The following is a 13,727-nucleotide window of genomic DNA, read 5'->3' on the forward strand; positions in this document are numbered from 1 at the left end:
ATCGACGCGTCGTTATTCCGTCAACAAAGTCGCTATTGCAGCCTGCGCGTTGCACTGGGCAATAGTTTCGGCAAGCTGTGCCTCAGTGAGTTTGTGCTGGATCGATTGAGTTCCGCACCAATTGAATGGTTGGTATTCTTTTTGGGCGAAAGTCGCAATTTGGCATTTTTTAAACGGCGAATTCTTAAACGGCAATTTAGCGTCGGGTGCCAAGGGCTCCAGCCCTTCCGAGCTAGGTACATAAATCAGAAAATCCCCTTGCATCGCCAATACCGCACGGTATTGGCGAGCGACGGTGAAATAAAGAGCACCTACTACAATGTCGGCTTGTTTTAACCAGAGATTTTTGTTTTTCTTGTGCTTTTTCATGGCTAATCCGGATGGGCGACTAATCGCGAGAACCGGTCGACCCTATCCCGGCCGGCCGTCCACCCGCGGCGCCGACAAGATAGGCCCGTAATGCACCGCAAACAGCGAGAACGCCGCCAGCCAGCAGTAAGCCGAGGCAACCAAAAATCCCGGATACCATGCCGGAAACAGAGCCGGTAACAACACCCTGAACAGCGCCGCCAGATTAATCACCACGAAAGCCAGCGCAATCACGTTAGACGCTTTCAAAGCCCTACCGGTATGGCCTAAGGCCACCCGCGCCATCATGCCTAAGGTCAGGATACCGATGCCGCCCACGGTAAAGGCATGCAAGGCCAACACCGACGGCACCCAGGAAAATGCCGATAAAGCCATCAAGCCGAAACCGACAATCACCCAGGCATATCCAATGTATAGAACCCACAGCAGCGGTACATACCAAATCCGCCGGTCGTACCAGTCTGCCACCCGCAATACGTTGACCACGGCGGCAGTGAGGGCCGCCAAGGCCAAAACCCAGCCGGTCACGCCTAACATCACCAAGCCGAACGCTGCTAGCCCGGATGCCAACGCCGCTGCATCCCATACCGGGTTGCGTATGCAGATCACGCCCGACAGACCGCGCTCGGTAAAAAACGGAAACACCCGGCCGGCGATCAGCAAAATCATCATCACCACGACCGTCACCAGCACATTCAAGCCCAAATCCACACCGGACTCGGCCAGTCCTAATAATTGCGCGTGCATCAGCGCATTTCCCAATGCCATCAAACCCAACATCGCCACGAACACCAAATTTCTATGGTTAGCGGTGGCCAGCAAAGGTTTAATCACGAAATACCCCAAGCTCGGCAAAAACGCGAAATCCAGCGCGGCGATCAACACATCCGGCAGCATCTCGGCATAAAACGGGGTCACCCGACCGTAAATCCACAGCAAAAACAACCCGGCTAACTGGTCAGGCGACACCGTTTGCCGGCCGGTCCAATTGCTGACCGCAGTCAATAGAAACCCGGCGATCACCGCACTGGTATAGCCCAACATCATTTCGTGGGCGTGCCACAAGCTATGCGGATAATAATTGCCGAAGTGTGCAGAGCCGCTGGCCATGGCATTCCACAACGCAATCAACGCCAAAGCCGACAAACCCGCCAAGGCAAAAAACGCCCGAAAGCCCATTGCGAACCAAGGGTAGTTGAACACCGGTTTGTCACTCATGCGTGCCTTCCTCCAGCCAATCGATTTCATGTTGCGAGAATCCGGCGATTATACGCACATCTCGGTTAAACGGCCCCTTGGGTTTGCCGGGAAAATAAGCCAACAATTTTTCCTTGAACACCTGTTCCGGCGCCAGCCCCTGCCGGCGTGCCAACGCGGTCAACCAATAGGAACCGCGCTCCACGTGGCCGATTTCGTCGTGATAAATCCGGCTCAAAATCGCCACGCCGTCATGGTCGCCCAAATCCCGCAATTTATCGATCATCGCCGGTGTCACGTCGAGGCCGCGTGCCTCCAGACAGCGCGGCACCACGGCCAAGCGGGCCAGAATATCCTCGGCGGTTTGTTCGGCGTGCGACCATAGGCCTTTATGTGCCGGCAAATCGCCGTAATCGTAGCCCAAACTTTGTAAATGCTTGCGCAGCAAGGCGAAATGCTCGGCTTCTTCAGCGGCGATTTTCAGCCAATCCAAACAAAACTCAACCGGCAAACCGCGAAACCGGTAAGCAATGTCCCAAGCCAGATAAATCGCCATGAATTCGATGTGCGCCAGGGCGTGAAAGAACGCCGCCCTGCCCTCGCTGGTATCCAGCCGCCGGCGCGGCATGTCGCGCGGCATCAGTAGCAACGGACGTTGTGGGAAACACGTTTCGGCGATGGGCCGCGGGCACGGCGGGTCTGCAAACGCCAGACCGCCCTGCTGCGCCAGTCGTTGTGCCTCTATAGTCAGGGCGATTTTTCGCTCGATGTCGGCATCGAACAAACACTGCTCGGCCAAGGTGAAAAAGTTGTTCAATCCAGCTCCCAAGATATAGGCCTTAGCCTGCGACCATTCGATTAATCGATTATTGTAACCGTAATTTTATAGCGAGAATTCGGCGGGCGGTTGCCGTAAACGGCGTGACGATACCGGTGTGTTATCCGGCATTCCTCGTGGAATAGACGACCATCAAGTTGCAAACCATATCTGCAAATGGCGGGGCTTCGGCATCTGTAACGGCCTGATGTTGCCGGCCGGCCAAAGCCATGGTGCGGCTTAGATCGAAGGCGGCTCGCTCGGCCCGGACTCGTAGAGACTCAGGAATGCCGGGATACCGGCATAGCGGCGATGGAAACAATGGGGCGCAACCGGTCGGCGTCATCGGCCTCAGGTCGCAACAGCTACGGCGTTCCGCCCGCAGGTTAGGTGAACGGCCGACAACCTATGACTGCGTCGCCAGCAGACCACCTTACCTCCGGCCCGCTGGTACAAGCGACCACCGGCTCCTAGCGGCTACGGCTACTCATTTGAACGACGCCAACAGCACAGTAGCCAATTGTTGTGCCTGTAAACGAATTTCCGGCACTGCAGTGGTTTCCCACAAACTACCTTTTTTCGGAGGACCTAGGGTATAAACAAGTTCAGACTGCCGTCCTTGCCGGTCTATCAACGCGCCGTCCGCCGCAACCGCCAGGCCGAATCCCAGGTTATCGACAACGCCCAGGCCCTTCTCGACCAACTGAGTAATCAATGGTTCTTGCAAGTTCCGATAGTCGCACTCGCTGCCCGTACAATTCATGATGCGATCGACAGATAGACTGTAACCGTCCGGTTGCGCGCGACTACGAATCCGCACGCATAACCTCCCCGCATGCTCGACTATCGATTCGATACGCCCTTTGTGAAACTGCAGTCCACCGTTACGCTCCATGTCTTGCAAAGCGGCAAAAGACTGCGGTGCAAGCCTGTGTCTGTGATTATCCCAATAAGGGCGTAAATGCCGTATAAAGCGCTTTTGCTCGACGTCCGACAGGCTTTGCCAGAGCATGGCGCTATGCGGCCTTAATGCGTCGATCAGGCCGCGCCAGTTGTTTCGATACGGTCCATCGGCGTTTAACAACTGCCTGAAGCGGCGTAGCCATACACCCAGCGATGCGGGAGCCGGCTCTAACCAATATGGGAGAGATTGGCAATCGGCATGACTGGTCGGCCGCAATCCACGTCTGGAAAGCACATGAATTCGTCCGGCAAATCCCGTTTGCTGCAAGCTCAGCACCCAATCGACCATGGTCAAACCAGCCCCGACGATCAAACACGAATCGATGCCCCGCCAGGACAATTGGTCGGCATCGTTCCAGGGATTAGCGACAATCGCCGCCGGATCGACAGCGTTTGCTTCGACCGGCACCGCCGGCGGAAAATTGCCCACCGCTAGCACCAAGCGGTCTACCTGCAACTTATCGCCTTCGGCTAAATGCAAGGTTATCGTCCCGTTGCCAAGGTCGACGGCGACCACGTTACCGGCGATAGTCTCCAAGCCTGCCTTACCGGAATTTTGCGCCGCACTCACCTGCACGATGTCCGTGAGATAGTCGCCGTACAAGCGTCTGGCAACAAAACTATCGGCCTCTAAAGCCGAATAGGTACCGGGCTTGCGGCCGGTTCGTGTGCGGCTTCGCGCCCATTCCAAGAAATGCTCAGGCTGCTCGGCAAACGCGCTGATTTTACCGGCCGGCACGTTCAAATAATGACAGGGGTTGTCGGTACTGTAAGCCACGCCGCGAAACATCTGCCGAGGTTTGCGCTCTATCAGTTTTATCCGCATCGGTTCGCGCGCTTGCCGGATCAACTGAACGGCCAACATCGTCCCGCTGAATCCGCCGCCCACAATGCCAATGACAGGGACCGGCCGTTGAACCATATGTGTTTTCCTTTGTAGTCGGCTGATTCGAAATAACGAGCATTGCGGCTGCGGGCTACGGTCACGAATCCTGCTCGCCAGCGTGCGCAAGGACATCGACCCTGATCAAACCCGCCTGGAACCGCATTGCAGCGCCTTGACCTGCGCAACCAGTCGGTCAATTTCGTCGTAGGTATTGTAAAAAGCCAACGACGGCCGCACCGTCGCTTCCAGACCGAAACGGCGCAGAATCGGCTGGGCGCAATGGTGTCCGGCCCGCACGGCGATACCGACCCGGTTTAGGGCTTTGCCGACCTCGAGCGGATCGTGACCGGGCAGAACGAAGGACAGTACGCTGGTTTTTTCCGCGGCTGTACCGATCAAACGCAAGCCGGGCACGGTTCGCAAAGCGTGCAAGGCATAATCCAGCAGCTGGTGCTCGTAACGGGCGATATTGGCCAATCCCAATTGACTGACATAGTCCAGCGCCGCGGCCAAGCCTACGGCGTCGGCGATATTGCCGGTACCGGCCTCGAAGCGGGCCGGCGCAGACTGATAGCGCGTCTGCTCGAAAGTGACGTCGGCAATCATGTTTCCGCCGCCTTGCCAGGGCGGCATGCCTTCCAGCAGCTCGGCTTTACCGTACAACACGCCGATACCGGTCGGACCGAAGATCTTATGGCCGGAAAATACCAGCCAATCGCAATCCAGACTTTGCACGTCCACCGGCAAATGCGACACCGACTGCGCCGCATCCAGCAGTACTCTGGCCCCAACCCGATGCGCCAGCGCTATCATTTCCGCCGCCGGCGTGATCGTTCCCAAGGCATTCGACACATGAGTAAACGAGACCAATTTCGTCCGGCTGTTCAAAAGCTTTTGATAATCGGACAAGAGAATCTGACCGTCGTCGTCGACCGGAATAACTCGCAGTTGCGCGCCGGTTTGGGCACAAAGCAGCTGCCACGGCACGATGTTGGCATGATGTTCCAGCCAACTGACGACGATCTCGTCGCCGGCCTGCACCTGCTCTCGGCCCCAAGTTTGCGCCACCAAATTGATCGCTTCGGTAGAGCCGCGCACAAACACTACTTCGTCCGCCGAGGCGGCATGCAAAAAGCGCGCGACCCCGGTGCGGGCCTGTTCGTAGGCATCGGTGGCGCGGGCCGCCAGCTCGTGCGCGGCGCGATGAATATTGGAATTTTCCCGGCGGTAAAACGTCGCCAGCCGATCGATCACGGCCTGCGGTTTTTGCGTGGTCGCGGCATTATCCAGCCAGACCAGGGGATAACCGTTAACGCGTTCGGCGAGGATAGGAAAATCCCGGCGTACCGCCTGAACATCGAACGATGGGTATACGCCGGCCGGCCCCGGCGAGTTGATTTGGCCGGTGCCGGTTTCGGCCAGAAAGTAATACCCGCCAGCCTGTCTTGACCGAGTCGAGTCGGATTTGAGTGCAGCCTCAAACACGCTTGCACACGCCAAACCTTTGGCAGCAAAAGCGGCCAATTCCAAGGCGTCGACATCGGTTGGTTTGCACGCATCGCCGCCGGCCGGCGCGGTCACGGCGGAAATCGGGAATACGTTCGGTAACGGCGGCGTCACCGCCGCGTGGATTTGCACCGAATCAGGCAATACTTCGGAATCGATTCCCGGCCGACGGCCGAAACCGGGCGGAACGGATTGCAACGCCGTTAACGCCGGCACTGCGGCCGAGACCGGTCCGACGTGAGACTGAGCAGGGTTCGGCCAGACCTGGAAATACCGGTTAGCCAGCTGCGCCAGTCGTTCCGGGTCCGGCAGGCATTGCGGCGGCTGAGCGGCATTCACTGCCTGATTCGCCAACGCTTCCAACGCGGAATTAGCTGTAATCATAGTAATTTTCCACTTCGACGTTTTCCAGCACCCCTATCGCATCGTCGGTCAGGACGGCGAGCGAGCAATACAGCGATACCAAGTAGGAAGCAATCGCCTTGTGATTGACGCCCATAAACCGCACCGATAACCCCATGCTCAATTCGTCGGTCAGATTCGGCTGGTACAGCCCGACCACGCCTTGCCGGCTTTCGCCGGTGCGCAACAACAAGATGCTGGTTTTGCCGTCGATGATTTTCAATTTGTCGGTGGGAATCAACGGCAATCCGCGCCAGGTTAAGAATTGCGAGCCGAACAAAGCCACAGTCGGCGGCGGCGTCCCACGGCGGGTGGCTTCCCGGCCGAACGCCGCTATCGCTCTGGGATGTGCCAGAAAAAATGCCGGTTCCTTCCAGACCCTGGCAATCAACTCGTCCAGGTCGTCCGGCGTCGGCGAGCCTTTACGGGTTTGCACTTTTTGCTCGGGCGCGATGTTATTCAACAGACCGTATTCGGCATTGTTGATCAATTCGCTTTCCTGCCGTTCTTTGATGGTTTCTATGGTCAGACGCAACTGCTCGTGAATCTGGTTATGCGGGCTGCTGTACAGATCGGCCACCCGGGTGTGCACATCCAATACCGTGTTTACCGCATTTAAACGGTATTCGCGTCCCCATTCCTCGTAATCGACGAAGGTTTGCGGCAGCACTTTTTCGTCCAGACTGGAACAATCCACGGCAATGCTGGTTTCGCTCTTGACTTTGTTGACTCGGTATATACCCGCTTCGACCGGTACCCACGGCAATAGATGCACCAGCCAGCGTGGCGTGATGGTACCCATCATAGGCACGGTTTTGGTGGCGTTCGACAGCGTTCGCGCCGCAACGTCGCCTAATGCGGTGTGAGCTTGATGAATATCTGACATAACAACTCCCTGATTATCGATGATGAACGAAAAAAATCGCGCTACAAGCGCTTCATCCGCCAGATCCAACCGTGATTCGGCTTTGTTTTGGCCAAAAAAAAAGCCCATGAACTGTTATCGTCGTTAAAACGATAACAGTTCATGGGCTTCCGGTCGTCCGGTCAGCGGATGATGGTTTTACAATACTGCCAGCAATCCAGGCCTGTCAAGCAGTAATGCAATATAAATCAATCTCTTATCTCATATTTATATAAGCAGAGCGAATAATTGCAATTCGCGCTATAACATAAAAATTTACCGAACCCAGACATCCGGCTATCCGTCAAGCGACAGCGCATACCTCGGTACGAACTTGCCCTTGGCTCACCCGGCTACCCGGAGGGACGTCGTGGGTTAGCCAGACGTTACCGCCGATCACCGAACCCCGACCGATGGTGATGCGGCCCAAAACGGTCGCGCCGGCATATATAACGACGTCGTCTTCGACAATCGGATGCCGGGCATGGCCTTTTACCAACATGCCACTGCCGTCCTTGTCGAAGCGTTTGGCGCCGAGAGTAACCGCCTGGTACAAGCGGACCCGACTGCCTATCACCGCGGTTTCCCCTATCACCACCCCTGTGCCATGGTCGATGAAAAAACTGTCGGCGATTTGCGCACCCGGATGAATATCGATGCCCGTGTCGGCATGCGCCACTTCGGCAATTACTCTGGCCACTAGCGGCGCTCCCAAACGGTACAACGCGTGGGCTACCCGATGGTTCAGCGAGGCAGTGATCCCCGGGTAGCAAATCAGGACTTCGTCGGAACTGCCAGCCGCCGGATCTCCCTGGTAAGCGGCTTGGATATCGCTATCGATCAACAAGCGGATTTTCGGCAACTGTTCGGCAAACCCGCAAACAATTGCCGCCGCCGCCGGCGAAACCTCGATCGCCTCGCCACGCTGTTCGGCGGTGAAACGCAATTCCAAGGCCACCTGCCCGTATAACTGACGCAGGGTGCTATCCAAAGTATGGCCTACGAAATAATCGATGCCGTCCTCGTTCAAATCGACCTGTCCCAGGCGATTGGGAAACAAAGCCGCACCCAGACTGTCGACCAACGGGCGCAGCACCTTGCGCGACGGTAGTTTAGGCGGGTGATCCAAACGCCTACGATTTTGCAACGAATTGACGCGCACGCTACGCAATTGCGCCACCAGTGCGTCAATCGGTAAGCTCAACGCAGCTCCGACTCGACTCATACCGCCACGCCTTGCGCGTCGAACAAGCCTTCGAATAAGGCCGAACTCAAATAGCGTTCGCCGGAGTCGGGCAGGATCACTACGATGGTTTTACCGATGTTTTCATCGCGTTTGGCGACACGCACCGCCGCCGCGACGGCTGCGCCGCAAGAGATCCCGGACAATATACCCTCGTCGCGGGCTAGCCGCCTCGCGTATTCGATGGCTTCGTCGTTGCTAACCTGCTCGATCGCGTCGACCAGCGACATATCCAGAATATCCGGCACAAAACCAGCGCCTATCCCCTGAATCTTATGCGGCGCCGGTTGCAGTTCCTGGCCGCTACGCGCTTGGGTCAAAATCGGGCTGGCTTCTGGCTCCACCGCCACCGAAACAATCGGCTTACCCTTGGTTCGTTTGATATAGCGCGACACGCCGGTTATGGTGCCACCGGTGCCGACGCCAGCCACGAAAATATCGATTGCGCCGTCGGTATCGCGCCAGATTTCCGGTCCTGTGGTTTGCTCGTGGATGGCAGGATTCGCCGGGTTTTTAAATTGCTGCAACAGCACGTACCGGTCCGGTTCTGAAGCGGCGATTTCTTCGGCTTTGGCGATTGCGCCTTTCATCCCCTTGGCGCCTTCGGTCAAAACCAATTTGGCGCCGTAAGCGACCAACAATTTGCGCCGCTCTATGCTCATCGTCTCCGGCATGGTCAAAGTCAGCGGAATGCCGCGGGCGGCAGCGACGAAGGCCAGCGCGATGCCGGTATTGCCACTGGTCGGTTCGACGATTTCTTTGCCGGGTCCCAACAAGCCGCGCTGTTGGGCGTCGTTGATCATCGCCGCGCCGATACGGCATTTCACCGAATAACCGGGATTCCGCCCTTCGATTTTGGCGAGCAACGTGACCGGCGCGCCGCCTGTGATGCGGTTGAGTCTGACTAGCGGGGTATTGCCTATGGACTGGGAATTGTCCGGGTACCAAAACGACATGGGGTTGTCCTTGCGCCGACTAGACGCGGTAACATGGGTTAAAGTCAATATCTGCTTGCGTCGGCGGCGCATCGAGGCTCGCTGACCGACCGCCCCATATTAACAATCAATGCCTGAACATGAAAATCAAATAAATACAATCACTTTGGGAAAACCGGCCTCTGATCGTTGGGAAGACCCGCAGCATGTTTTTACCGGCTGCCGATTCGGCTTCAAGTGGAATTGACCTTACCGCTAGCACAGCCGTAACCCTTGGCACAACGGCTACTCTTGCCTTGCACGCACACTACGTCACACCGGCGACAGCGCAACAGACCGAGAACTTATGATCATTCCGCCGTAACGCTCTTGACCCTAAACTTTTCGTGTTTTTCTATCTGCACGATGCGGCCGTCGTGCACCACGATTTCAACCGACCCAAACCGCATACCGCGCAACATCGCCACGATACTTTGCGCCAATTGTTGCTGGCCGGAATCCGAAAAATCGAAATCGACGGGTTTATTCATAAGGCCTCCTGCATTAGTGATGGACTCTAGCCGCTATTGCGGCGCAATGTTATGCAAAACGCCCGGATGTGCAAAACGTTAAATATCGATGTGCATTTATCAATTTTCGATAAGACCCTTCTCGTTAACAGGGTGTTGAAATTTGCCTATATGCCTTCGGCTTCAAAACCATTTTTTGGTTTTGTTGGGCTTCTGGAAGCCCGATCAGGCCTCAAAAACCGGTTTTAGCCGGTTATATTCGCCCCGAAGGGCGTTAAATTCCGCCTTTTGGCGGATTTCAGGCGCACCACCGCCTAGGCGGTACTGTATCGCCAGCCGAAAATGGTACCCATGCGCGTCAGGTTATAGGCGGCAAAGGTAAAAATCGTTTGCGCGGCGACCTTCTTTAACCCCGGAACTTGGTTTGGCGTAGCGGGCCGACCGTCTTGGCCCAACCGAAGACTTCTTCGATCCGCTTGCGGACGTTGAGGCTTTTCCGGTAACCCTCATGCCGTGTGGTACGTCCGTCGATGGCCGAACCTTTTTCCTTGCTGGCGACATGCGGCGTGACTTTGCGCTGGCGTAACTTGGCGACAAAATCCTGCGTATCGTAATTTTTGTCGGCGGCCAAGGTCGCGCCCGGTTTGTGGATCGTGCGTTTGACCATGGCATGGGCCGCCTCGCGTTCTGCGGTGCCGGTGGCCTGGGTGACTTCGACGTCGACGACCAAGCCATTACGGTTCTCCATCAAGGCATGACCGAGGAAAGCCAGCTGCGATTTGTCGCCCTCGCTCTTTTTGTACAGCCGAGCATCGGGGTCGGTGCGTGATGCGTGGGTTTCGTTACTGCGTTTCTCGCCCTTGAAGTTGACCGTGGGATTGCGGCCGCCATCTTCCGGCGGCGGGGTCGAGCCGTCTTTCTTGACGAAACTCTTGTGCGAGGCCCAGGCTTGAATCAGTGTGCCATCTACGGAGAAGTGCTCGTCGGAGACAAGCTTTTTCCAATCCGCCAAGGCCAGTACCCGTTCGAAAAACAAGCGGCTGATCCGTTCGTTGAGCAAACGGTCGCGGTTGGCGCTGAAGGTCGAGTGATCCCATACCTCGTCGTCCATCGTCAAGCCGACGAACCAGCGGTACAAGAGGTTGAAGTCGATATGCTCCACCAGTTGCCGTTCCGAACGGATGGAAAATAGCACTTGCAACAAACTGGCGCGCAACAAGCGTTCCGGCGGAATGGAATCTCGACCGCGACGAGCGTAGAGCGCGTCGAACTCGTCGTTTAGCGTGGCGAGCAACAAGTCGACCACTTGACGCAGCTTGCGTAGCGGATGCTTTTTGGGAATCCGGCTTTCCAGGGTTCGGTAACTGAACAGGTCTTCTTGAGTAATGTCGGCGCCGCGCATGGGGTCAATGCAATAGATTGGAGATAGAACTATTTTATCATTTAGAACAATACTTTATGATTTACCAACACATCTGACTCAACCAGCCAATGCGGGTTACAGGGGAGATAAAATCAACAGCCTGTTAAGAGACCTCATGGAGTGGAGGCAATACGCGGGGTTATTTTAGGAATGGCGTAAACAGGACAGTCCGAAACAGCGAATTTAACTTGCTGATAAGGGATATTCAATATATTTCGGATAATTGCAAGATGCTAGTCCATCAATATTATTTATTCGCTTTTATCAAGTCCAATACCTTAACTGAAACATCATTTAGCATCGCCTTAAGTTGCTCGAAAAATAGCTTGTTATCCTGAGTACAAAACGCTTCCAAACTGTAGCAATTGGGATTTTTCACTGTCCATATCTCATAGGGCCGCTCTTGCTGACTGGCACCGGATTCGCTATAAAGGAAATTCTTAAAATACAACAGTTTCATGGAAGCCAAGTCAATGACAGACAAATTAACGCTGCTTTCTACGCAAAATCTACCGTTTATAGTACATTCTCGAAATTGAATCCTATTAATGCGAACCGTCACTAACGACTTCAATCCCAACTGTTCGGATTGAGCTAATAACTGTGAAAAATCGCCAAAAATAAATGGTTCCGTTAGGTTATTGCTACTAAACGCCACCTTAATCGCCGTACCAAAGTAAGAAACAAAGTCGAAGCATGAAAGCTCGCTTTGGAAATAATTCATACATGGTTGCCATTTTGCTTCGGTATATTCACCATAGATTTCCCCGGCCAATACTCCTACCGGCAAATACATCAAATAAAGCATCAACGGCAAGGCGCAGACCTGTCCGGCACCTAAACATGCCCTGGCAATATCTTGTCCAGCCGCGGGATAACTATATTGCCCGGGATTGCCAATACCGGTGAAACGACTCATCCCGCGCAACTCCCATGGAGGGGATACAAAATTATTTTGATATTGAACGAGAATCCCAATCGGCATCAGGTTTTTTTCCGTTAGAACGGTATCTGTGGGCTCTAGCAACTCCGTCGAAAAAGGGATGGTATTAGCGAAATAGCTAGCCGCTATATTCTTTGCTACCTCGGACTCGTCTATCGGATCGTTCACTTTTTCACAAGACGGAGGCACCCAAAATCCGGAATCCATACAATTTGCCAGCAATGACCCGGCATACAGTATTTTTCTATCCGCACCGACGTTTAGTAGAAAATGCTTTTCCAATTCTACCGCTATACTATTATCCTTAAAAGCATATGAAATAACATTTATATCATATACCCCAGGATTAGCATAAAAATAAACCCAACCTTGCTGTTTAGTTTGCTCGGAAAATGAGGCTATTTTATCGGTAGCGGGATAAATTTTCTCCGGCAAGCCATCTTCTGACAAATTCGAAATTTTAACCGTCATCGTTGCGCCGTATCCGCCCGAAATGAGGTTTTCGGAAATATCGACAAGTTTACCGGTCTCATCTTTCGCCGTTAGCCGAATCAAAATTACAGATGCGCTATTGTCAGCTTCGCTAATCAGCTGGCCCGGTAACTTTACACTGACATTTGAACATGCCATACAGATAAGCAACAATACCGGAAATAATAAAATATTATTGATTAAATTTTGTAAACGCATAACAAAACCCAGCCAACATCCATCACGAGTTTATATAAAACTTCAACCACCCTTTGTTATCGGTATACGCCCATAAAAAAATAATTTCAACCGAGTAGTTATGTAGGAATAATTACAAGCGATTAAACCCAATCCTGGTTGAGTTCGCCGAAACAACTCATCCACACAAATGAATAGAAACGGTTTTTACTACCAATCATAAGTTTTATTGATATGCAGCAGACATTGCGTGGAAATTGGTATTCGTTAACTTGCCTGAACCGGTTTTTGTTGCCAGATTATTTGTTGGCGTTACGCTACTTCGAGCCATACGCCGCGGGTTACTCATTGCCATGCAGTTAAGGCATAATCATTCGCCCTCAGATTCTATGGTTTTTTCAAGCGATATGGTTGAGGCAGGTAATTTTCTTAACGTGGCATAGGGCATCGGCTTGTTGCCAAAGCGAGCATGCGATGCGTAATAATTTTCTGGCGATAATCACCAGCCGGTTCCGATTAGCGCAGCGTAATCGGAGAAATGAGTAAATACATGCGTCCGATTACGCTGCGCTAATCGAACCTATGGCCTAGTTGCTTACGATCAAGCGACCGGCGCTGTCGTAGACGTAGCGGGTTTGCCCGGCCCCGTTGGTTTTCAACACCCCCCGCCGGCCGTTGTCGTAGCGGTATTGCTCGCTGGTAGCGGCTTGGGTGAATGTGATCAGGGTACGGTTGGCGCCGTAGCGATAGGCAAAACTGCCGTAGCCGGTAATAAAGCCGGAAGGTCGTAGCGGTAAGCAGCGGTATAGCCCTGAGTGCCGTTAGCCGGCGGAGTCGGAGTGATGTATTCATTAATCATGCGGTTGTCGTTGTAGGATGATTTCCGATTTGCGCCGCGAATCAGCTACAACATCAGATTAAACCGCCGCACGGTCGTAGGCGATCCGCAATCCAAATGCCA

Annotated in this window: 12 protein-coding genes and 1 pseudogene; all 13 read right to left on the reverse strand. The window is 54.1% G+C overall.

Annotated elements, in window-relative coordinates; genetic code table 11:
• Positions 1 to 12: 12 nt before the first annotated feature.
• Entirely contained in the window at positions 13 to 369 is a 357-nt protein-coding gene (locus tag AB0A83_RS12195) for a hypothetical protein (protein ID WP_150048778.1), read from the reverse strand.
• Positions 370 to 411: 42 nt separating this feature from the next.
• Complete coding sequence (locus AB0A83_RS12200) at positions 412 to 1,587, reverse strand: NnrS family protein (RefSeq protein ID WP_150048780.1); 1,176 nt, start codon at positions 1,585 to 1,587, stop codon at positions 412 to 414.
• Entirely contained in the window at positions 1,580 to 2,383 is an 804-nt protein-coding gene (locus tag AB0A83_RS12205; protein ID WP_150048782.1) for a ferritin-like domain-containing protein, read from the reverse strand. The genes AB0A83_RS12200 and AB0A83_RS12205 overlap by 8 nt, the downstream gene beginning before the upstream one ends.
• A gap of 487 nt (positions 2,384 to 2,870) precedes the next feature.
• A complete protein-coding gene (locus AB0A83_RS12210; RefSeq protein ID WP_190303123.1) occupies positions 2,871 to 4,268 on the reverse strand; it encodes an FAD/NAD(P)-binding protein in 1,398 nt (465 codons plus the stop codon).
• Positions 4,269 to 4,373: 105 nt separating this feature from the next.
• Complete coding sequence (locus AB0A83_RS12215) at positions 4,374 to 6,122, reverse strand: family 2A encapsulin nanocompartment cargo protein cysteine desulfurase (RefSeq protein ID WP_367154285.1); 1,749 nt, start codon at positions 6,120 to 6,122, stop codon at positions 4,374 to 4,376.
• Positions 6,109 to 7,026: a family 2A encapsulin nanocompartment shell protein gene (locus tag AB0A83_RS12220; protein WP_150048788.1), complete on the reverse strand. Its 918-nt coding sequence runs from the start codon at positions 7,024 to 7,026 to the stop codon at positions 6,109 to 6,111. The genes AB0A83_RS12215 and AB0A83_RS12220 overlap by 14 nt, the downstream gene beginning before the upstream one ends.
• A gap of 322 nt (positions 7,027 to 7,348) precedes the next feature.
• Positions 7,349 to 8,215 carry a serine O-acetyltransferase EpsC gene (gene epsC, locus AB0A83_RS12225; RefSeq protein WP_367156164.1) on the reverse strand — a complete coding sequence of 289 codons (867 nt, stop codon included), beginning with the start codon at positions 8,213 to 8,215 and terminating at the stop codon, positions 7,349 to 7,351.
• Between the two features lie 50 nt (positions 8,216 to 8,265).
• The gene (gene cysK, locus AB0A83_RS12230; protein ID WP_150048792.1) at positions 8,266 to 9,243 is read right to left on the reverse strand and encodes a cysteine synthase A; all 978 of its coding nucleotides are present in this window, start codon (positions 9,241 to 9,243) and stop codon (positions 8,266 to 8,268) included.
• A gap of 329 nt (positions 9,244 to 9,572) precedes the next feature.
• Positions 9,573 to 9,752 (reverse strand): YezD family protein, encoded by a 180-nt coding sequence (locus tag AB0A83_RS12235; RefSeq protein WP_150048794.1) that lies wholly within the window; start codon positions 9,750 to 9,752, stop codon positions 9,573 to 9,575.
• Positions 9,753 to 10,045: 293 nt separating this feature from the next.
• Positions 10,046 to 11,133 (reverse strand): annotated as a pseudogene (locus AB0A83_RS12240) (IS5 family transposase).
• Positions 11,134 to 11,401: 268 nt separating this feature from the next.
• A complete protein-coding gene (locus AB0A83_RS12245) occupies positions 11,402 to 12,787 on the reverse strand; it encodes a hypothetical protein (protein WP_367154288.1) in 1,386 nt (461 codons plus the stop codon).
• Between the two features lie 566 nt (positions 12,788 to 13,353).
• Positions 13,354 to 13,428 (reverse strand): hypothetical protein, encoded by a 75-nt coding sequence (locus AB0A83_RS12250; RefSeq protein ID WP_367156165.1) that lies wholly within the window; start codon positions 13,426 to 13,428, stop codon positions 13,354 to 13,356.
• 59 nt (positions 13,429 to 13,487) lie between these two features.
• Entirely contained in the window at positions 13,488 to 13,625 is a 138-nt protein-coding gene (locus AB0A83_RS12255; protein ID WP_367154290.1) for a hypothetical protein, read from the reverse strand.
• Positions 13,626 to 13,727 lie beyond the last annotated feature (102 nt).

Origin of the sequence: Methylomonas sp. HYX-M1 (assembly GCF_040741385.1) — a bacterium.
Lineage (GTDB): Bacteria > Pseudomonadota > Gammaproteobacteria > Methylococcales > Methylomonadaceae > Methylomonas > Methylomonas rhizoryzae.

What these genes read in the sequence shown, in the direction of transcription:
- AB0A83_RS12195 (WP_150048778.1), bottom strand. Translation starts at nt 369, where the DNA reads ATGAAAAAGCACAAGAAAAACAAAAATCTCTGGTTAAAACAAGCCGAC.
- AB0A83_RS12200 (WP_150048780.1), bottom strand. Translation starts at nt 1,587, where the DNA reads ATGAGTGACAAACCGGTGTTCAACTACCCTTGGTTCGCAATGGGCTTT.
- AB0A83_RS12210 (WP_190303123.1), bottom strand. Translation starts at nt 4,268, where the DNA reads ATGGTTCAACGGCCGGTCCCTGTCATTGGCATTGTGGGCGGCGGATTC.
- AB0A83_RS12215 (WP_367154285.1), bottom strand. Translation starts at nt 6,122, where the DNA reads ATGATTACAGCTAATTCCGCGTTGGAAGCGTTGGCGAATCAGGCAGTG.
- AB0A83_RS12220 (WP_150048788.1), bottom strand. Translation starts at nt 7,026, where the DNA reads ATGTCAGATATTCATCAAGCTCACACCGCATTAGGCGACGTTGCGGCG.
- cysK (WP_150048792.1), bottom strand. Translation starts at nt 9,243, where the DNA reads ATGTCGTTTTGGTACCCGGACAATTCCCAGTCCATAGGCAATACCCCG.
- AB0A83_RS12235 (WP_150048794.1), bottom strand. Translation starts at nt 9,752, where the DNA reads ATGAATAAACCCGTCGATTTCGATTTTTCGGATTCCGGCCAGCAACAA.
- AB0A83_RS12245 (WP_367154288.1), bottom strand. Translation starts at nt 12,787, where the DNA reads ATGCGTTTACAAAATTTAATCAATAATATTTTATTATTTCCGGTATTG.
- AB0A83_RS12255 (WP_367154290.1), bottom strand. Translation starts at nt 13,625, where the DNA reads ATGATTAATGAATACATCACTCCGACTCCGCCGGCTAACGGCACTCAG.